20 protein-coding genes are annotated in these 21561 nt (G+C 37.8%); 4 read left to right on the top strand and 16 right to left on the bottom strand.

What is annotated here, in order from left to right; genetic code table 11:
- Position 1 precedes the first annotated feature (1 nt).
- The 11 genes from AC27JR_RS09450 to galU form a co-directional block, all read right to left on the bottom strand.
- A complete protein-coding gene (locus AC27JR_RS09450) occupies positions 2–433 on the bottom strand; it encodes a serine O-acetyltransferase (protein ID WP_064664293.1) in 432 nt (143 codons plus the stop codon).
- A 73-nt stretch (positions 434–506) separates the two neighbouring features.
- Positions 507–1016: an acyltransferase gene (locus AC27JR_RS09445; RefSeq protein ID WP_487173419.1), complete on the bottom strand. Its 510-nt coding sequence runs from the start codon at positions 1014–1016 to the stop codon at positions 507–509.
- Positions 1009–2088 (bottom strand): glycosyltransferase family 4 protein, encoded by a 1080-nt coding sequence (locus AC27JR_RS09440; RefSeq protein WP_487173418.1) that lies wholly within the window; start codon positions 2086–2088, stop codon positions 1009–1011. Before AC27JR_RS09440 ends, AC27JR_RS09445 begins: the two co-directional genes overlap by 8 nt.
- On the bottom strand, positions 2063–3286 hold the full coding sequence (locus AC27JR_RS09435; RefSeq protein ID WP_487173417.1) for an O-antigen ligase family protein: 1224 nt from the start codon (positions 3284–3286) through the stop codon (positions 2063–2065). Before AC27JR_RS09435 ends, AC27JR_RS09440 begins: the two co-directional genes overlap by 26 nt.
- Positions 3287–4507 carry an oligosaccharide flippase family protein gene (locus tag AC27JR_RS09430; protein ID WP_487173416.1) on the bottom strand — a complete coding sequence of 407 codons (1221 nt, stop codon included), beginning with the start codon at positions 4505–4507 and terminating at the stop codon, positions 3287–3289.
- 1 nt (position 4508) lies between these two features.
- A complete protein-coding gene (locus AC27JR_RS09425; RefSeq protein WP_487173415.1) occupies positions 4509–5090 on the bottom strand; it encodes a serine O-acetyltransferase in 582 nt (193 codons plus the stop codon).
- On the bottom strand, positions 5087–6076 hold the full coding sequence (locus AC27JR_RS09420; RefSeq protein WP_487173414.1) for an NAD-dependent epimerase: 990 nt from the start codon (positions 6074–6076) through the stop codon (positions 5087–5089). The genes AC27JR_RS09425 and AC27JR_RS09420 overlap by 4 nt, the downstream gene beginning before the upstream one ends.
- Complete coding sequence (locus tag AC27JR_RS09415; RefSeq protein WP_487173413.1) at positions 6073–7434, bottom strand: UDP-glucose dehydrogenase family protein; 1362 nt, start codon at positions 7432–7434, stop codon at positions 6073–6075. The genes AC27JR_RS09420 and AC27JR_RS09415 overlap by 4 nt, the downstream gene beginning before the upstream one ends.
- Positions 7435–7443: 9 nt before the next feature.
- Positions 7444–8694 (bottom strand): UDP-N-acetyl-D-mannosamine dehydrogenase, encoded by a 1251-nt coding sequence (wecC, locus tag AC27JR_RS09410; RefSeq protein ID WP_487173412.1) that lies wholly within the window; start codon positions 8692–8694, stop codon positions 7444–7446.
- Positions 8695–8727: 33 nt separating this feature from the next.
- Positions 8728–9861 carry a non-hydrolyzing UDP-N-acetylglucosamine 2-epimerase gene (gene wecB, locus AC27JR_RS09405; RefSeq protein ID WP_487173411.1) on the bottom strand — a complete coding sequence of 378 codons (1134 nt, stop codon included), beginning with the start codon at positions 9859–9861 and terminating at the stop codon, positions 8728–8730.
- A gap of 39 nt (positions 9862–9900) precedes the next feature.
- Positions 9901–10797 carry a UTP--glucose-1-phosphate uridylyltransferase GalU gene (gene galU, locus AC27JR_RS09400; RefSeq protein ID WP_131690871.1) on the bottom strand — a complete coding sequence of 299 codons (897 nt, stop codon included), beginning with the start codon at positions 10795–10797 and terminating at the stop codon, positions 9901–9903.
- Between the two features lie 262 nt (positions 10798–11059).
- On the opposite strand from galU, the gene AC27JR_RS09395 reads away from it, so the two are divergent.
- From AC27JR_RS09395 to AC27JR_RS09380, 4 genes are all read left to right on the top strand, one after another.
- Positions 11060–11758: a transglutaminase-like cysteine peptidase gene (locus tag AC27JR_RS09395; protein WP_058155475.1), complete on the top strand. Its 699-nt coding sequence runs from the start codon at positions 11060–11062 to the stop codon at positions 11756–11758.
- On the top strand, positions 11742–13748 hold the full coding sequence (locus tag AC27JR_RS09390; RefSeq protein WP_487173410.1) for a bifunctional diguanylate cyclase/phosphodiesterase: 2007 nt from the start codon (positions 11742–11744) through the stop codon (positions 13746–13748). The genes AC27JR_RS09395 and AC27JR_RS09390 overlap by 17 nt, the downstream gene beginning before the upstream one ends.
- A 21-nt stretch (positions 13749–13769) precedes the next feature.
- A complete protein-coding gene (locus tag AC27JR_RS09385; protein WP_487173409.1) occupies positions 13770–14384 on the top strand; it encodes a hypothetical protein in 615 nt (204 codons plus the stop codon).
- A 64-nt stretch (positions 14385–14448) separates the two neighbouring features.
- Positions 14449–15771, top strand: coding sequence for an O-antigen ligase family protein (locus tag AC27JR_RS09380; RefSeq protein ID WP_487173408.1), 1323 nt, complete (start codon positions 14449–14451; stop codon positions 15769–15771).
- A 1247-nt stretch (positions 15772–17018) separates the two neighbouring features.
- On the opposite strand, the gene AC27JR_RS09375 is transcribed toward AC27JR_RS09380, so the two are convergent.
- Genes AC27JR_RS09375 through tmk form a run of 5 tightly spaced genes read right to left on the bottom strand, consistent with a single transcriptional unit; the run spans position 17019 to position 21561 of the window.
- Positions 17019–18878 (bottom strand): alkaline phosphatase D family protein, encoded by a 1860-nt coding sequence (locus AC27JR_RS09375; RefSeq protein WP_487173407.1) that lies wholly within the window; start codon positions 18876–18878, stop codon positions 17019–17021.
- Positions 18879–18882: 4 nt separating this feature from the next.
- Entirely contained in the window at positions 18883–19662 is a 780-nt protein-coding gene (locus AC27JR_RS09370; protein WP_008467392.1) for a TatD family hydrolase, read from the bottom strand.
- 17 nt (positions 19663–19679) lie between these two features.
- A complete protein-coding gene (locus AC27JR_RS09365; RefSeq protein WP_008109887.1) occupies positions 19680–20006 on the bottom strand; it encodes a PilZ domain-containing protein in 327 nt (108 codons plus the stop codon).
- A 12-nt stretch (positions 20007–20018) separates the two neighbouring features.
- Positions 20019–20933 carry a DNA polymerase III subunit gene (locus tag AC27JR_RS09360; RefSeq protein ID WP_487173406.1) on the bottom strand — a complete coding sequence of 305 codons (915 nt, stop codon included), beginning with the start codon at positions 20931–20933 and terminating at the stop codon, positions 20019–20021.
- A 1-nt stretch (position 20934) separates the two neighbouring features.
- Positions 20935–21561: a dTMP kinase gene (gene tmk / locus AC27JR_RS09355; protein WP_008109882.1), complete on the bottom strand. Its 627-nt coding sequence runs from the start codon at positions 21559–21561 to the stop codon at positions 20935–20937.

The following is a 21561-nucleotide window of genomic DNA, read 5'->3' as shown; positions in this document are numbered from 1 at the left end:
TTTATCTAAAATCCTTCATATTTATGCCTGATTTGATAACCTTGGCCGGAATACCAACTACGACTGAGTTAGGTGGAACATCGCTCAAAACAACAGCATTGGCACCTACAACAGAGTTTTCACCAATAGTAATATCACCTAAAACTTTAGCGCCGGTGGCTATATATACCCCATCACCAATACGAGGAACTTCTTTCGACTTTGATCTACCTCCAATTGTCACATTTGTTCCGATAATACAATTTTTTCCAATTACAGCACGTTTATGAATAACCACTCCGATACCTCCATATCCAAACTTCGTACCCTCACCTATAGAAGTTTCACTGTAAATCGCACAACGATAAATAGTTCGAATGAGTACATTCGTAATTGTTGGAATTAGTGGGATTCTTTTTTTGTAGCAAGCATGGCCAAAATTTTTTAAAAACATTTATGAATCGCCTTGAGTTGGTATTTAAATAAAAATTATTATAAATTAAAAAAAGATGTTTAATCGTTAGCAGTTACTTAGTCATAAACATATCTATTAAGTATTTTTTTTTATTTTTTATCTCCTTAGTCTCTATTCCCGCTGAGATAGACTGTTGAATATAATTATCAATAGACTTTATTTTCCTTGCAGGTACTCCGGCGTAAACACTGTCACTTTCAATATTCCCTTTAACTACACTACCCGCTCCAATAACTACATTATTTCCAATTACAGTTCCTGGAAGAATAATACTCCTAGAGCCTATAAATACATTATTACCAATTTCAATAGGCGCGATTACGTCAAGCTTTGGGTTTTCTTTGCGTATAACCCAAACTCCACCATCGTGTGTAACAAAACTAGATGACGTAATACTCACATGCTTACCTATTTCTATAAGGTAAGGCTCCGAGCCAAAATCAACTTTACCTATCAGGCGACAGTCCTCGCCAACTTTTACGCCTAGTTTTCTAGCAAGGCTTACACTTCCAAAGAGTTTTTTATAAATAAATAAATATAATTTTGTTAATATATTATTCATTGATGTACGCCTCATATTTTTTATACATAGAATCGCTAGAAAAATTTTTATTTATTTTATTAATAGCACTTAAACCAAGATTTTTGCGTCGTTGCTCATCCAATATTAAACCTTCTATTTTATCTGCTAAGTCGGTTTGATTCATAAAGTCATATAACAAACCATCGTTTGAATCACTAATAATTTCGGGCGATCCTCCTACATTAGCACCCAGCACAGGTAGGCCTGCAGCCATAGCTTCTAGCAACGCATTTGAAAACGTATCATTAGAAGGTAAAACAAAAGCATCGTAATTTGGCAATAACTGTCTTACATCATTTTTTTCACCTAAAAAATTAATATGCTTTTGTAAACCTAAGTCATTCACTACTTGCTTTAACTGCCCTTCTTGGCCATCTAAAACTTGGCTACCAATACAATTAAGCTCGATTTTAAAACCTTTATCTAATAATATTTTTACTGCTTTAAAAATATCTGCATGTCTTTTTTCTGGGCGCAACCTTGCAACAACCACTAACTTAAACACATCGTTTACTTGATAGCATTTCTTAACAGGGCAATTAATATCGATTCCATTTTGTAACACCTCTATCCGTGTATGTTTAAGTTGATTAAAATTTTTATAGGCGTTAGCTAATTCGCTATTCCCCAAGACAATAGCGTTAGCAAACTTCATTTTTCTTATAGCTATTTTCTGCTTAACTTTACTCATCAAGCCAAGTAAATGAGTTGTATTAATTAATACAACTTGTTTGATAAGTTTTGAAGATACAAATAATGCTGGGTAGAAATTAAAATAAAAAATAGCCGGGATAATTTCAGCACTAGCTTGCTGTTTTTTTAAATATTTAAAAACACATTTTTTAGCACCCAAACGCGCTTTTATATTACTGTTAGTATCGATAATGGTAAGTTTAACCTTACTATTAAGCTTCTCTTTTTGTGAATTATTTAAAGAAAGCGATAGTACTTCAACTGCTTTTCCCTGTGCGGCAAAATAGTTAGCTAAACGAATAACTTTTTGCTCTGTACCACCAACTTCTAAGCTAGCGATAACTAATATGACGTTCATTTATTTTTCTCCATGCTGGATAAATAATGGCTACACAGTAAAATAAAAACAATATATTGTTCTGTTTTAAAAATGAACTTCCACTTATAGAGTAAACCATTAAAAAAGTTAATATTAGGAAGGGTAAGCAATACGTTGACTCATTAGAAAGTAGATTTTTCATTGAATGGAAAACAGGTACAATCAGAACTATAGGATACAAAATAGCGCCAATATAGCCCATGTCTATCATCGCATCTATCAACCCATTGTGCGCATGCCCTAAATGATAATAACCTCTGCCGACAAGAAACTCAGCAGGACTGCCTTCCCCCCAAAAAACACCACCAAATCCATAGCCTAATAATTTATAGTCAATATTTAAAATTACAGCTTCCCACAAATTAGCTCGATTTCCAGCTAGTGACTTACCGAACACATCGTTTATAATATAATTTACAATTGCAAGCATTGTATAAGTTAATAATATAATGCCTGGGATTAGCAAAAACTTTACAGCTTTAGATATGCGCGCATAAATATTTAAAAAATAAAAAGATGAATATACAATAATTAAGCAAACCAATGGAGTTGTTGATTTACTCATTATCAAGCAAATAAAAGGAATAAACCATATATACCATCTGGATTTATAACCTTTATAATTTTGAAATATCATGAATAAAACAGTGAATGCGGCTGTTCGCCCTAAGTTATTTTTAAAGCCAAAAACACCTTGCCATAAACCAATATGCTCAGGATCATTACTACCATCATCTATACCAATAGAGGGTATAAATAATGCAAAAAAGATACTGATTGCTAATGCTATAATTAGCGGGTTCACAATCACCGATATTAAGCGTTTCTCATCTACGGAGATAACAAGCGCTATTGCAAATAGGAATGTTCCTGTCAAACCTGCTGAAGCAGTAAATGACTCAACTATATATTCAGACTGAAGGCTTGATAAAATAGCTATAAAACAAATAATTGATGGAATTACGATGGCTTTGGATAAAGAATAAAAATGCCTCTTATATTTAATTTTTTTTAGAATGATCACTAAAGATACTAAGTAAAAAAATAGGCTTATAGGTGTAAATACTTTACTAGCCATACCATTTGGTAGCATTTCAAATAAAAATGTAAAAGAACGGCTGAAAAACAATATACCTAAAGAAAAAAATAATGATACGTAAGAGAATCTTATTAACACTTACCGTTCTCCTCTAAATAGTGAGCGATATAAAAAAGCACTCACTGTGCAGTAATAAATAACTACGTATATAGAGGCTATGTTAATAAATTCATATATGCTTAACTCAGCAGTAATTGAATAAAATGCTAGAAAAATCTTAATTGTCAAATCAGCCTTTTCGAGATGAGCCATAATATGTATTTTATCTATTGCAAGGTAAAGCGAGGTGCTTGGGATATTAATTATTTGCATAACCATAATAAAAATATAGGCGTTCAATAATAAAGTAACTTCGTTCCAGCCATCACCTAGGATAAAGTTGATCAAATCATTCCCAAAAACGTACAAAAATATTCCTATTAAAATTGCAACAAAACACAAAAAGCTTTGAACCGTTATGTAGCTCTTTAGTAGCTTACTTTTATTGCTTTTATTATCTACAAAATGTTTATAAATAACTTGGCGTAAGCTGCTTGCCAGTAAGTTTAACGGCGCATTCAGAATCTTTTCCATAAAAAAATATGACGCAATAATTTTTTTAGATTCAAAAGCAATCACATAGAAAACGAAAAATTGTAAGTTAACAACATTAAACATTGCTTGTATTGCAGCGTGATAATTTTTAAATAACTCATCTCTTAATAGCTTTAGTTTGCCCTGAACATCAGTGAAAATCCCTATAATCTCTTGTGGATAAATATAAAAATAGGAAAGTAAAGGTAGTGATACAGAAATCACTAAAGACCAAATAATCCCAAATACTTGTAGTGTATTAAGCAAGTACATCATTACAAGCAACACAAAAGCCCTTGCAACTTTTAAGAGTGCCAATTGATGAAAAAAACCCTTTCTAGTGACTGAAAATGTAACTATATTTTGCCAAAAAGCACCTATCAGATAAGGTAATAATAGAAAATAGCTATACCAAGAAAGTTCGATCCCTTTGTAAACTAAGTATCCAAGCAAAAAAAATGAATAAATAATCGCAGCAAAAGCAGTTAAAAGAAAAAGGCTTTGAGTGAAACGGGATACTAATGCTTCATCTTTTTTTACTATGAAAAATTCAAGTCTAAAAGAACTAAATATTAGAAAGAGGGTCAATACTGATGTTATAATGCCTAAAGAAGATATAGCAGATTCATCGTACTGCCTAGAAATATATGGTAAGGTTATTAGATTTATTAACTGGGTTAAAATTGTCGCAGTAAAAACCCATGCAACACCTTTGATGACACTCATTTTATTGCTCACTCGAAAGAGTATTGTTTATATAATTAAACGACCCTTTACTAGAAATTATTTTTGCAGGAACGCCACCAACAGAGCAATCTCTAGGAATATCTTTGGTTACAACTGCATTAGCTCCAATAGCAACATTATCCCCTACATTCACCCCACCAAAAATCTTAGCTCCGGGGCCAATGTAAACATTATTTCCTATTGAGGGAGCACCTTCATTTACACCACGCGAAATCTGACCCAGCGTAACACCTTGAGATATATTGCAATTTTCACCAATTACAGCTTTGGGTGAAACAAATACACCACCAAAATGACCAATGTAAAAGCCTTTACCAATAGTCGTTTTTTCGGGAATACAAATTGTAAACTTATACTTGTAATGTCTTAATATAATTTTAGAAATAAAGTATAAAACCTTATTTTTTCCATTTAAGTAATCACAAACTCTTAACCAAAAGACATATTTAAAAGACTCACCCAAAAATAAACTTTTAAAAACGCTAAGTTTAGATGTAGTTTTATAAATTCTATAATGATCATGTTTTATATAGTCTTTAAGTTCAAAAAAAGATTTTATCATTTGTTATAAAATTCCGAGTACCATTTTACAAACTTATTAATGCCATCTTGAAGGTTAGTTTCTGGTTTAAAATCTATTTGTTTATTAAGCTCTTCTATGTCAGCGTATGTGCGAACAACATCACCATCTTGCATTGGTAAATACTTTTTATTCGCTTTTTTAGCAAGGGCATTTTCAATCGTGTTAATAAAAGACTCAAGCTGTACTGGTTGATTGTTGCCAATATTAAATAAACGATAATATTGTGAGCCTTCTTTTGTATTACCAGAGCCAACACATGGAACATGATCTTGAATACGAATAATGCCTTCAACAATATCGTCTATATAAGTAAAGTCTCTTTGCATCTCACCATGATTAAATACTTTAATTTCTCTATCGTTGGCTATAGCATCGGTGAATAAAAATGGGGCCATATCAGGTCGTCCCCAAGGTCCGTAGACTGTAAAAAAGCGAAGTCCTGTAGTAGGCAATGAATATAAGTGACTATAAGTATGCGCCATCAGTTCATTAGATTTTTTAGTTGCTGCATACAGAGATACAGGGTGATCAACTCTATCTTCTTCTGCAAAAGGTATTTTAGTATTTGCACCATATACAGAACTTGAAGAAGCATAAACCAGATGTTTCACGTTGTTATGGCGACAACCCTCTAATATTGTTGCCATGCCTACTACGTTTGAATCAATATAAGCCATCGGGTTTTCTATTGAATACCTTACACCCGCTTGCGCTGCTAAATGGATCACTCTTTCAAACTTTTCGTTTGCAAATAGCTTTGCAATAGCCTCTCTATCAGCAAGTTCCATTTTTATAAAACTAAAGTTATTAAAGTGTTCTATACGCTTTAAACGCGCAAGTTTTAATGCAGGATCGTAATAATCATTTAAGTTATCAAGCCCTATAACTTCATGACCTAATTGGCATAAACGCTCAGCCACAAAGTTACCAATAAAACCTGCTGCTCCTGTTACAAGATATTTCATAGATTCAACCCAGTTACCGAAAGTCCACGGCCAATACTATAATATTTAATGTCTTTTTTGTTTATTCTATTTGGCTCAAATAAGTTTCGTCCATCAAATATTACTGCACTACTTAGTTTCGATTTTATCAAATCAAAATCTGGCGCTCTAAAGTTCTGCCATTCGGTACAAATAACTAATGCGTCAGCTTTGTTTAAAGCAGACTCTTTGGTACCCATTAAGCTTAAATCGTCTCGGCTACCGTAAATTCGTTGGGTTTCTTCCATTGCTTCTGGGTCATATGCTTGTACTTTGGCTCCTGATTCCCATAACTGTTCCATTAAAACTCGGCTTGGTGCTTCTCGCATGTCATCTGTGTTAGGTTTAAAGCTTAAACCCCACAACGCAAAAGTCTTACCTTTAATTGCATCTGGATGTTTTTCTAAGTCATAGTGTTTTGTAATGTACTCAAATAACTTATGCTTTTGTGCGTAATTTACGGCTTCGACTGCTTTGAGTATTTTTGATTCGTAGCCTATGCTATCTGTCGTACGAACAAGTGCTTGTACATCTTTTGGAAAACATGAACCTCCATAGCCGCAACCTGGGTAAATAAACTGATAACCGATTCGTGGATCTGAGCCTATGCCATGGCGAACATGTTCTATGTCGGCCCCTACTCGTTCAGCGATATTAGCCATTTCATTCATAAAGCTAATTTTAGTAGCTAGCATACAGTTGGCAGCATATTTAGTAAGCTCTGCACTTTTAATATCCATGACGATAATTTTTTCGTGATTTCGATTAAATGGTGCATAAAGTTCACGCATATGGTCCTCTGCATCTGTCGAGTCTGTACCAATGATTATGCGATCAGGGCGCTTACAGTCACTAACAGCAGCCCCCTCTTTTAAAAACTCAGGATTTGATACCACTGAAAAGCTTAAATCACTTTTTCGGCTATCAAGAATTGACTGCACTGTTGCTTTAACTTTATCTGCAGTGCCCACAGGTACCGTTGACTTATCGATAATAACTTTTGGCTTTTGCATATGTGTCGCAATAGTTTCAGCTACTTTTAATACGTATTTTAAATCTGCTGAGCCGTCTTCGTCTGGTGGCGTGCCTACTGCAATAAACTGCAATTCACCAAATTCAACAGCAAATTGTGCGTCAGTTGTAAATATTAAACGACCTTCCGCAAAGTTTTTTTCTACTAAAGGCGTTAGTCCGGGCTCGTAAATTGGAATAATACCTTTCTTTAAATTTTCTATCCGTGTTTCATCAATATCAACACAGCATACATTGTGCCCAGCATCAGCAAGAACTGCAGCCTGTACCAATCCAACATAACCAATACCATAAAAAGTAACTTTCATAATAATTCCTTACAAAATACCGCGAGTATCAATAACAACTTTTGATGCAAACTCTGTTTTATCTGCAGCTTTAAATTGCTTATGATCGACCAATACTACAACGACATTTGCTTGCTCTAGTGCGGTTTCCAGCGACACTAAACTCACACTTTTATCTGCTAGGTTAGCTGGTAGCTCAGTAATATTTGGCTCTACCGCAAGTATTTCACCAATATTTTTTGCTGCTAATTCTTCAACAATATTTAATGCCGGACTTTCACGAAGGTCGTCAATATCGGCTTTAAATGAAAGGCCTAAGCATGCAATTACTGGGCGTTTAAATTCATCAGCGGCTTTTGCTACTTTTTCAATTACGTAAAACGGTTTTGCGTCGTTTGTTAAGCGTGCTTGTTTAATTATTTTGGCTTCGTCTGGGCAACTTGCAACAATAAACCAAGGATCAACCGCAATACAGTGGCCGCCAACACCTGGGCCTGGATTTAAAATATTTACACGCGGATGACGGTTAGCAAGCTTAATAAGCTCCCATACATTAATTTTTAATTTGTCACAAATTACCGACAATTCATTGGCAAAGGCAATGTTTACATCGCGAAATGAGTTTTCGGTTAACTTAGCCATTTCAGCAGTACGAGCATTGGTAATAATACACTCGCCGCGCACGAAAGTTTCGTATAACTTAACGGCTTTTTCGCTACATGCTTTGCTCATGCCGCCTATTACGCGGTCGTTTGATACCAGCTCTTGTAATACATAACCAGGTAATACACGTTCTGGGCAATGCGCAATGTTAATGTCGGCGGCATCGCCTTTATCTTGTGGGAATGTTAAGTCAGGGCGCGCTTCACTTAACCAAGCGGCTAGTTGCTCTGTTGCACCTACGGGTGAGGTGCTTTCTAAAATAACTAAGTTACCTTTTTCAAGCACTGGGGCAATCATTTTTGCAGCCGATTCAATATAGCTTAAGTCTGCACTGTGGTTACCACTTTCGCTGTGAATAAATGGTGTAGGTACAGCTACCATAAACGCGTCGGCTTTTTCTGGCGTTGTAGTCGCTCTTAAATTACCAGTTGATACTACGCCACGCACTATTATGTCGAGATCAGGCTCTACTATGTGTATTTCACCGGCATTAATGGTATTAACTGCTTTTTCGCTTACGTCTAAACCTATTACTTGCATGCCACGCGATGCAATAACCGCCGCAGTGGGTAAACCTATGTAGCCTAAACCAACAACAGAAACTGTTTTAATTGTCATTACTAAATCCTTGAAAAAGTTTTAAACTTTATTTTAATCTTTAAAATGTTGCTTAATTTTAGCCACAATGCGCTCACACGCTTTACCATCACCATAAGGGTTATGTGCACGGCTCATTGATTGATATTCTTGAGCGTTAGTGAGTAAGTTATTCACTTCACTCACAATGCGTGCTTTATCTGTACCTACTAGTTTAACTGTACCAGCTTCTACCGCTTCTGGGCGTTCTGTGGTGTCACGCATAACAAGTACAGGTTTACCTAAGCTTGGCGCTTCTTCTTGAACACCACCTGAGTCGGTTACTATTATGTGGGCTTGATTCATTAAATACACAAATGGTAGGTAGTCTTGCGGCTCAATTAAATGCACATTATCAACATTTTTTAATATGCGGTTTACTGGTTCGCGTACATTTGGGTTTAAATGCATTGGGTATAAAACTTGTGTATCTGGGTGCGCGGTTGCAATTTCTACTAGCGCCTCACAGATACGCTCAAAACCGCCACCAAAGCTTTCACGGCGGTGCCCTGTAACTAAAATAAGCTTTTTAGTTTCATCAAGCTCCGGGAATTTAGCTTTTAGTGTTGAGATTAAAGCGGTGTCGGTTTTTACTTTATCAACCACTTGTAATAATGCATCAATGACTGTGTTACCAGTAATTACGATATCGTCAGCATTTACTGCTTCGTTTAGTAGGTTTTGCTGCGATGTTTGCGTTGGTGCAAAATGTAACTTTGTAATTGCGCCAGTAAGCTTACGGTTACCTTCCTCTGGCCATGGTGAACTTAAGTTGCCTGTGCGTAAACCTGCTTCCACGTGCCCCACTAGAATTTGCTGATAAAACGCAGCTAAACTTGCAGATAAGGTGGTACTTGTATCGCCATGAACAAGGACTAAATCTGGTTTAAACTCTTCAAGAATAGGTTTTAAACCTAACAAAATATTTGTTGTTACATCGTATAAGCTTTGGCCAGGTTTCATAATATTTAAGTCGTACTCGGGTACAATTTCAAAAAGGTCTAAAACTTGGTCAAGCATTTCACGATGCTGTGCAGTAACACATACTTTAGCGTCAATGCCTTCAGCTGCATTGAGTGCTTTAACTAGCGGCGCCATTTTTATTGCTTCAGGTCGTGTACCAAAAATACTTAATACTTTAATAGCCATGATTTCCCTTAATTTTTTATTAACCGATTTTGCATAGCTTTATGCATTTGCCATTAATTGCTTAACGCGCTTTGTAAATTCTTCACCCATTAGGCTTGATTGCATTGCGTATTCTACGTTTGCGAGCATGTAACCTAGTTTTGAGCCACAGTCGTGTGACTTACCTTTTAAATGGTACGCTTCAATTGTTTCAAGATGGCGTAACTGCAGTAATGCATCTGTTAACTGTATTTCGCCGCCAGCCCCTGGAGGCGTAAATTCGAGTAAATCCCAAATAGCGGGTGATACAACATAACGCCCTGTTATGGCTAAATTGCTTGGCGCATCGTCGTTGTCTGGCTTTTCAACCATATTAGTAATGGTTGCATTTTCGCCAGGCGCAATATATTCACCCGCCAAATCAACCACACCGTAGTTGTGCACTTCTTCATGTGGTACAGGTTCAACCATAATTTGATTATGTTGAGTGCGCTCAAATCGGGCGATCATTTGTGCTAAGTTATCAATCTTAAGGTTTGACTTATATTGATCGATAATTACGTCTGGCAATAAAATAGCGAATGGGTTGTTGCCAATGATTGGCCAAGTTTCAAGTATTGCGTGGCCTAAACCTAATGGCGCAGATTGGCGAACAGAAATAATACTTACATCTCGCGGGATTATTGAGCGAACTTCTTCTAGCAAGCTGCGTTTTACGCGAGCTTCTAGAGTGGCTTCTAGCTCAAAGCTGGTATCAAAATGATTTTCTATTGCGTTTTTAGAAGCATGGGTAACCAGTATAATTTCTTTAATACCGGCTTTTACTGCTTCGTTAACAACGTATTGAATGAGAGGTTTATCGACTAGTGGAAGCATTTCCTTAGGCGTTGCTTTGGTAGCTGGCAGCATGCGCGTACCCAAGCCTGCAACAGGCAAGACTGCTTTTAATACTTTCACTTCAATTCCTTTTATTGTTACTTTTTTGTTCCGCAGTCACTTGTTGATGTTTTTGCCAAATTAAGCAAAGATTTTAAGCGCTACCATCCATATGGGCGGCTATTATACACAAGCCATACAATCGCTCAATATAAAAAGCAGTCTTTTTGATTGTTTTATGTTGCAAAGTTGTTAATTGCTGGATTGGTGCTTTTTTTATAACCTATCATTTTAGTTTTAATGAGAATATAATTACTGCGTTAACTTTTTAGGGATGGGCTTTGTGCGCGTTGGAATTTGCATCATTATATTAGTGTCTTTTTTTGCTTGTGCACAAGACATGCTTTTACATTTGCGTAACAGCGATATAATTTCCCGTGCCAAACAGTTTTACGGTGATGCTGGCCATCAACGAATAAAAAACTGGCTGAGTTTTATTGATGACTCTGCCGATAAAAGCGAATGGCAAAAAATTCACTTAGTGAATGACTTTTTTAATAAGCATATAAAATACAAAACCGATGACGATCTTTGGCAAAAAAAAGATTACTGGGCCACCCCACTCGAAAGTTTAGGGGTAGGTATGGGTGACTGTGAAGATTATGTTATTGCTAAATATTTTACTTTAATTGCTTTAGGCATCCCAGAAGATAAAATACGCTTTATGTATGTGCGCCAACGTACGGTTAACCAACCACACATGGTGTTGATATACTTTGAACAACCCAATCAAATACCGCTGGTGCTCGATAATTTTAATACTAAACTAGTGCCTGCTAGTAATCGTGGCGATTTAAAACCTATATATAGTTTTAATGGCCAAGGATTGTGGTTAGCCAAATCGAAAGGGTTAGGTAATAAGGTTAAAAATAGCCGTGGGGTTTCTGCTTGGAACACCATGCTAGAACGAATTGAACAAGGTGAGCTTGCGCCCGCTAACGGTAACAACAAAGGAACTAGTAGTTATGTCTCGAATTTTTAAATATGGATTGAGTTTAAAGACCCAAGTATATGGCTTGATCATTTTAATTTCGATCATTTCATTTTGCGCGCGTGTTATTACCGACGTAGACACAACTCGTAATTACTTACAAACGCAAATGGCCAGCCACGCGCAAGACACTGCCACCAGTTTAGGGCTTTCTATCTCTCCCTATTTAGAAGACGATAGCCTAATGATTGCACAAACGATGGCAACCGCTATTTTCGACTCTGGTTACTACAGTGAAATTAAATTTACTGATGTGCAAAACAACATAATATTTGAGTTACAAAACCCTAAACGCGTTGAATCTGTGCCTACTTGGTTTATTAGTGCGGTTGAATTGAGTGCGCCTACTATGCACTCTGAAATTAATAACGGCTGGATGATGGCAGGCACACTTAATGTAACCAGCCATACTGGGCAGTCGTATTTAACCTTGTGGCAGCACACATTACGCAGTTTATATAGCTCGTTTTTACTTTTAGCTGCATCACTCGCTATTGCGTTTTTAATTTTACGCGCCGTATTTAAGCCATTAAAAGCCGTAGAAGACCAAGCCACTCTAGTCACTCGCAAACGTTTTACCTTAAATAAGGAAATTCCGGTAGCGCGGGAGCTTCGTACCGTAACCCAAGCCATTAATAACATGGTTATAAACTTACAAAGTACGTTTGATTCACTGACCAAACAAACTCAGGCACTTACCGAAGAAGTTTATATAGATTCGTTAACTGGGCTGGGTAACCGTAAGTCGTTTGAAAACCACTTTAACTCTGTGGTCAATAATATTTCAGACGATGCGCCCATTACTGCAATGATGCTTACCCTGCCCTCATTAAATAATATAAACCAAATAGTAAGCTACCAAGATGGCGATCAGCATGTGCTTGATGCAGCTAAAATACTTAAACATGCTGCAGAAGAATTACCAAACTCAACTGTATTTAGGTTAAACGGTGGCACGTTTGTGTTACTTGCCCCTTATGACGTGTTATTTTTAAATAAAGCCCGTTTAGATCTGAGTGATAAATTAAGCCAAAAAGAAAACAGCTTGCACATAAATGGCTACGCAAATTTAGCCATAGTTGCCGTTGAACAAGGTGTGAGTGTAGGCGAAGTACTCTCGTTACTTGATACCGGTTGCACCATTGGCGAAGACACTACAATTGATAATAGCGATAAAGAGTCACTATTTAGCGTCAACCAATGGCGTAAGCTGATTAAGTCGATTATAAATGCCGGTGAAGTAAGCTTTTCGGTACAGCCAGTAAAACAAGCCAATAAGGCTCACTCTCAATGTTACTTTGAGGTATTTGCACACTTTATTCATGATGGCGAAAAAGTAAATAATGGCCACTTATTTGCAATGGCCGAAAAGTTAAATTTAACCGAAGAACTTGATAAAAAAATTATACGTAATTTTGTAGATATTAAAGAGCAATACCCAAATGAAGTGTTTGCCCTGAATATTAGTAAGGCATCTTTGTACTCAACTGACTTTATAGAATGGCTTACTCTTTATTCGCACACTAAGCCAGTTATAAAAACTAACTTGCTATTTGAGCTGCACGAAATAAGCTTATTGTATAACGTGCATGTTGCATCGTTACATATAGATGCAATAAAAGAGCTGGGCATTAATGTGTGTATTGAACACTTTGGTACTAGCTTAACATCGTTTAGGTATTTACAAGGGCTGGATATTGAGTACGTTAAAATTGATGGTAGTTATATTCAAGATTTAGTAACTAACCCACAAAGCCAATTTTATATTCAAACCGTTAACAATATTTGCCATGGTTTTGGTATTAAAGTTTTAGCCTGTTTAATTGAAAAAACCGAGACTTTAGAAATACTTGAATACCTAGGGTGTGATGGTGTACAGGGCAATTTGATACTACCACCATCAAAAATCATTAAATCTAATGAAAATGGCGTAAATAAAGAGTTTACTTTTTGCACCGATGCGCTAAAATTTTGCAATTAGTACTCAACCAAGGGACGAGAAATGAAAAAATTACTTTTAGCTGGCTTAGTCGCTAGCGCAACGGCTCTTACTGCTCTTCCAACCTATGCACAAACGGACAATGCTGCAGTGGTTCAAGAAGTAAATACAGATGGCGTTATAAGCATTCTTAATAATGCAACAGTTGATACTTCATCAGAGCAATTACGTGAAGAGCTTGTTGCTGCATTGAATCAAGCGTGTTCAAACAAAAGCAACGTAGTAAATAATGGCGCTGAAGATGAATCAGACAATAACCAACCTGAGAAAACAGGCGACGGCAATTGGTTAAACGGTGCATTTGCAAATGATGTTTGTTGTAACACTGCAGATATCGATATTTTAGTGACAGCTGTTGTTGATGAATTAGGTGCAGATAATCCGCTAATCTCTGATTTTTTAAACAGCCTTTCAACTACGTGTTCGAATACTGATGCCATTACTCTAGCTGCAATTACTGCCGGCGTTGATGCTACAGTTGCATCAGAAGCTACTGCTGCAGGCCCAGGTGCTGGCCAGCCTGCTCCACCACCAGTAGTAGGCTTACCAACATTACCTACACCTCCAGGTTCTGGTGGTACAGGCGGTGATAACGGTATATCTGAAGTCGGTAATTAATTTTTACTATTAGAATATTTAAACGCAGCCTATTGGCTGCGTTTTTACTTTGTTTGAGTTTATTTTGAATCGTTTTATATTTTTTTTTATTTGCCTGATCCTATTTTTACTCCCCCTTCCTTTAGGTAGTTACCGCCCTTGGGCAATTTTAGCTATTGGTATTTTAACTAGCTTTACCTTTATTACTCACCTTACACACAGTGTGTTAAATAATAATCAATCGCTATTTCCGCCGCGCTATTCCTGGCCACTCTTTTTTACTTTAAGCGTTGTTATTTTAGTTTGTGGTATACAGCTGTTTAGCGTGAGTGTTGATGTATTTCAAACCAAACAAATGTTATTAAAAACCAGCTTTTTACTCATGTTGAGCTGGCTCGTATTTAACTACTGCAATAGTGCCGAGCGAATTAAAAAATTAATTTATGCTGTAATTTGTGCAGGGGTATTTCAAGCTCTGTATGCTAGTTATTTAAACTTATCGCCTGATATTGTCAGCCCTCTATTTGGTTACAAACATACTGACAGAGCGATTGGTACCTTTACCTATTCTAACTTTTTAGCTAATTACTTAGCTTTATGTTTATGTTTAGGCATTGGCGTTTTAATTAGCGAATTAAAACGCACTAACAATGGCTATAAACCCACTTTAAAACAAACGCTACGTGCCTGGGCCGAAGTATTATTAAGTTCTAAAATAATCTTACGTATTTCGTTAATTATTATTATTGTGGCGCTTATTTTAACTCGCAGCCGTATGGGTAACTCGGCGTTTTTTATCGCTTTGATAATAGTAAGTTTACTAGCACTATTTGTTTATAAGCAAAAACCCAAAGCATTTAAATTGCTGATTGTGAGCTTTTTTATTATCGATTTAATCATCATTGGTGCCATTTTCGATGTAGAAAAAGTAAAACAACGTATTAGCGAGACTAGTTTGCAATCGGAAACACGTGATGAAGTTGTACGTGACTCAATTCCGCTGATTTTAGATAACCCGTTATTAGGCTCTGGTGGCGGTACTTTTTATACTGCATTTCCTGCGTATCAATCTGAGCCCTACTCTGGCTACTACGACAATGCGCATAACGATTATGTGCAATTTGCGGTTGAGCTGGGTATTCCTGTAACCGCGTTGTTAGGACTTTTGGTACTTTATTGTTTATGGTTGTGTATTAATACTATGCGCACGCGTAAAACGGCGCTTTATCAGGGGGTGGCGTTTGGTTGTGCTACGGCCATTGTAGCCATGATGCTACATTCGTCGGTCGATTACTCCTTGCAAGCCGGCGCAAACTCAATGCTGTTTATAGTGGTGTTATGTTTAGCTATATTAACCAATAAGTTACCGGCACCAAAGCGGATTAAAAAAAGACGCAGCGAAAGTTAACGGGCTGCGAGTTGCGGGGAGCGGGTTACGAACCTAATCCCTAACAACTGATTCTGTCTTCTCATTCGCTTCTCTTTGTTCAAATAATATTTTAGTGATTTTATTCACCACAGAGGGTAGGAGAAAAAAGAGAAAGTGACTAAATACAAATGTTATAAGTATTAGCAAATACTTTGTATTCTCTGTGCAGCGCGCAGCGCCTCGGTGTTCTCTGTGGTTCAAAAATAAAGGTTTTAAATAAAGTTAACGGGTTTCGAGCTTAATCCTTCACCCAGTACTATTATTACAATAAGAACTTAGTGATTTATTCACCACAGAGGGTAGGAGAAAAAAGAGAAAGTAATTTAAAACAAAAGTTAAAAAATTGTGGTTAGTTATTAGATTTCAGCAATTGAAGCCTTTTCTCTACGCAGCGCCTCTGTGGTTCAAGAGTAATTTTTATATTTTGGGTTTAAGTGATTTATTCACAAAGAAGGTTATGAGACGCTGCGCTTTTAGATATTGAGCCCGCAACTCGAAGCCCGTCGCTCACGACATTAAAGAATGACGCAACATGAAGTCGCTGCTACAAGTCAGCAATAATATCAACCTAGAACCGGCTTGACCCTCTCATTTGTTTCTCATTCTCTTCTCTTTGTTCAAAAAATATTTTAGTGATTTTATTCACCACAGAGGGTAGGAGAAAAAAGAGAAAGTGACTAAATACAAATGTTATAAGTATTAGCAAATACTTTGTATTCTCTGTGCAGCGCGCAGCGCCTCGGTGTTCTCTGTGGTGCAAAAATAAAGGTTTTAAATAAAGTTAATGAGTTTCGAGCTTAGCCCTTCATCCAGTACTATTATTACAATAAGAACTTAGTTATTTATTTACCACAGAGGGTAGGAGAAAAAAGAGAAAGTAACTAAATACAAATGTTATAAGTATTAGCAAATACTTTGTATTCTCAGTGCAGCGCGCAACTAGAAGCTCGTCGCCCTCCGCTAATGACGCGACATAAAGTCGCTGCTACAAGTCGATACTAATTTCAACCTTGAACTGGCTTGACCCTCTCATTTGTTTCTCATTCCCTTCTCTTTGTTCAAAAAATATTTTAGTGATTTATTCACAAAGGAGGCTAAGAGACGCTGCGCTTTTGGATATTTAGCCCGCAACTCGTCGCCCGTCGCTCACGACATTAAAATATGACGCGACATGAAGTCGCTGCTACACGTCGGCAATAATATCAACCTAAAACTTATGCTTTAAATCACTGCTCTTCTAAATCAAATTCGGTGGTGTGGCCGTCGCCATGGATTAATTGGTACCTTGCTAAATTTCCCGCTTCAAGCGTAACTAAGCTAATGGCTGAATCGCTTACTAGGTACTTTTGTCCTTTGCCTTTGGTTTGGTGTTTGTCTACTTCCATATGCCAGCGTTTGGTAAAAAAGTTAAGTGGGCTTTTGGGGCCGTATAAAATAGAGTCGAGCTTGTCGAGAACATTTATTAGCTTACGCGGGAACTCGTTTTTAATGCCACTAGCTGTGAGCTGCCAAATTCTGTTGGGGTGATCGCCAAAACGCTTTTGCACCGAAAAACAAAATGAATAATGCACGTCGCCGGATAAAATCAGTGTTTCATTTGGGGTGTCGGTGCGTCTAAAAGTATTGAGTAGCTTTTTGGCTGAGCCTTCGTGCGCCATCCAGTTTTCTACATCAACCATCAGTGGTTGCCCACACATATTAAATACAGCTTGAATTGCCTCTATCGATTTAACCCCAAACACGGGAGCGGGCGATACAATAATTACTTGGTCATGGCTTAATAGGCTCTCTTCAAGCTCTGTGAGGCGCTCCCAATCGAGTAAGCCTGATGGTTCATTAAAGTTTTGCTCGTTACGCCAACGGTGCGTACGGGTATCGAGTACCACCACTTTAGGAATAGTCATTAGCTCATAATGCCAATGGCTAAAGTCGTTCAGATGCTTATCAAAGCTTTTAAATTGCCACTGCTTATCACCAGCTAAGCAGTCGTTAAAGGGGCTCAGTAACGATCCGGTTTTATGTAGTGCGTCGTTGCCCATTCCCTGAAACAACCAATAGCTTGCTAAGCCATTATTTACAATACGCTTGCTGCTAGGGTTTTGGTTAATGGCTTGCTCCCAGCCTGCGGTTAGGTTCCAATCATCGGTTACATCATGATCATCAAACATCATTAAGATAGATACATTAGCAAATAACCGCTCTACCTCTGCTAAACCTTGTGCATAGTCAATTAATGCGGTTTTTTCTGCATTAAATAGCGTTTGATTTTTTTCGTTACCACCTGAGTAACTTAAGTTATTTAGGTCAATGTATTGCCATGCTTGGCTACTAAAATTGAGTAAATACAGCGCTACGAACTCTTCAAAATGAATCAGATGATTATAAGCTTTAACACTGGAAAAATGCGGTTCGTCCTTTTTTAACCAATAGCCAATGCCTAATTTAGAACGCTTTTTCCATGAGGTAGTCGGCAACAAGCAATGGCGACCATATAGTTGCTCTGCAATATCAGCGGGTAAATCTAAATTAAGTGGCTGTTCTTTATATATGCCTAAGTGTTTAATCAGCTGATGTATTGCTAATAACATAGGCCCTGCTACATCGTCGGCGTATACCTGATCGCCCGAAAGCAATAATAACTGTGCCCCCTGCTGCTCATTACTTCGTTGTACAGCTTGCCAATGGCTAGAGCTTACTAAGCTGTCTTTTGCAGGGTGATGCGCATTACGACACGAGCCATGTAGTATTTGCGTCAGTTTTTTGGGGATCACAAATTCAGGTAATGGCTGATTGTTAAAGCTAAACGCAGATAAATCAACCGGGCTGTCATCAAAAAATAGCTGGTAAGGTAATAAGGTATCGCGTGGGAATTGGCTGTTAATGGGTTTAATAACCACAAACTGTAAGAATAAATATTCCCCTAGCCTTATGGTGTCTTGTTCGCTATAACATTCGTGACCAATTAGCTCTATACGGCAATTTACTGGCTTTGCAGTAGCAAACTGAATACAGACTGCAGTTTTTTCTGCTCGGCGCACCATGGGCCCCATAAGTAATAGCGGGTGTTGCACCGAGAGAGTTGTCATGAGGTTAGCCTTTAGCTGCTAATTTAAATAAAGAATAAAAGTTATCAGTGGTGGCCTTTGCCAACTCGTTAAAACTAATGCCTTTTAGTTCACTAATATAGTAAGCAACATCTTCCACATACGCTGGCTGATTAGTTTTACCACGATATGGTACTGGCGCTAAATAAGGCGAGTCGGTTTCAATAAGCAGTCGATCGAGAGGAATTTGCTTTACTACTTCTTTAAGCTCTACCGCATTTTTAAAGGTTACAATACCTGAAATAGAAATATAAAAGCCCATATCAATAGCTTTTTTGGCCATATCCCAATCTTCGGTGAAACAATGCAGTACCCCGCCGCAATTTTCTGCTTTGTGTTCACGCATTAAGTTAATGGTGTCGGCACGGGCGTCACGGGTATGAATAATAAGCGGCTTTTGTAATTCATTTGCCACCTCAATATGGCCAACAAAACTGGCTTGTTGTACGGCATGGGTGTCTTTTGCGTAGTAATAATCGAGCCCAGTTTCGCCAATCGCCACTACTTTGTCGTGTGAGGCTAAGTTAATTAATTGCTGTTTATTAAGCGCGTCTTTTTGATCGAGCGGGTGCACGCCACATGACGCAGACACGTCGTTGTGATGTTTTATTTGCTCTAGCATATTGGGGAATTGATCAAGCGTGACGCTGACACATAAAAAATGTTCTACTTTTTTGGCGCGAGCGTTATCAAGTACTTGGTCTAGGTTTAAATCGAGTTTATCAAAATCAAGACGGTCTAAATGGCAATGAGAATCTACAATCAAAATAAGGCCTGTTTTTACTACATGGTATAAGTTGGATTGCCGGAGTTTAACATAGTCCCCAGCAGTTTTTCGATCTTCGCGTTTAGGTTTGTTTTATCATCTAAAAAGCTAATGCCGATCCCTGGTGGATTTGAGCTCTGAGCGCCTTGTGGAGTGATCCACGTAACCTTCCCGGTTACCACGTCATCTTCTAGCGCGTCAGGCAAGGTAACGCGTAAGGCAAGTGAATACCCGGGTTCATAGCGCATATTGGTGCGTACAAATAACCCACCTTTTTTTAAAAAAGGCATATAACAGCGATATAGTTCGTCAAGGTCGTCTATATCTACTAATAGCTCTTGCATATCTAGTCCTTTTTATTGATTACGTAATGTATACGCTAGTCGTGATACCGCAAGCGGTAAATTTAGCCCAAGTATTTGTATATTATTCTGTAAAAAATCATTCAGCGTTTGCTGAGCAACTTGGTAAGCTTCAAAACTCATGCCATTTAAAAGCTGTTGTTTGAGCTGCTCACTTAAAAATAAGGTAAAAATACGCACAAGCTCAGGCTGTTTATTTATTATGTCGACTAACGCATTGAAATTATGGCTTTGTTTAAACTCAGTTGCAAATTTATAAAGCGTATCAATGTTTTCAAGCTGATTTTGCTGTTGCCACTGCTTTACTTGCAGTGGTTGGCTATAAAATAACGACAACCACGTATAGTTAGGCACATCCAAACTACTTAACCATTGTTGTGCTAATTGGTTATTGGTTACTTTAACCTCAGTTTTAGCACAGCGACTTAAAATAGTGGCAGGTAATTGCGCCACTTGGCTGGTTGTCAAAATTAAAAACCGACTATTACTTGGCTCTTCAAGGGTTTTTAATAACGCATTAGCGGCTGCGGTGGTCATTTTTTCGCAGTTTTGAATAATTGCCACTTTATTGCCATTTTGCGCCGCAGACTGATGCATAAAATCGCTTATGCCGCGAATATCATCAACACCTATGCTTTGCCCTTCCACTTGGGTAATGCGCTTGTCTGGGTGTGTACCCGCTAAGTTTAATGAACAACTTTTACATTGCCCACAAGGGCTTAACACACTATTTGGACTACTTAACTGTGCTTGGGTGTTTTGGCATAACAAACTATTTGCTAGTTGCTCACTTAGCTCAAATTTGCCAACCCCAATAGGCCCGCAAAACAGCTGCGCATGATGAAAACGCTGCGCTTTATAGCTCTGAGTTAAGCGTTGCTCTACCTCATTAAGCCACGGCAATGCCATATTATTTTAACCCTGAAAAAAACGTGCGTAGTACATTGGTAATATCACGATGCACTTTATCAATGCTTTGGTTGGCATCGACTGTTTTTATGCTGTCGTCATCATTTGCAAGCTCAATGTAACGCATACGGGTGCGCTGAAAAAACTCAATGGCTTCTTGCTCAATTCTGTCTAACTGGCCGCGACCTTTTGCACGTTCAAGGCCAATAACAGGGTCAATATCTAGGTAAATGGTTAAATCGGGTTTTAAGCCTTTTAACACCATAGACGATAACGATGCTAAGGTGTTTGCACTTATTCCGCGGCCGCCGCCTTGATAGGCCTGTGACGATAAATCGTGACGATCGGCTAATACCCACTGCCCTTGCTCAAGAGCCGGATTGATCACATTATGCATTAGCTGTGAACGCGCGGCATACATAATTAGCAGCTCAGTTTCAAAAGCTATTTCTTCTTGGTGTTCTGCTTTTACTAAAGTACGTAACGATTCAGCCAGAGGCGTGCCACCGGGTTCGCGCACATTGATAAAATCAACATGGTGATGATTTAAAAAGTCTTGGCACAGGGCAATGGCGGTAGATTTACCCGCGCCCTCTAGGCCTTCTATAACTATAAACTTTGGTTTCAT

This window comes from Pseudoalteromonas sp. NH0006-26 (assembly GCF_057552415.1).
This window is presented reverse-complemented; position numbering and strand designations above follow the sequence as displayed.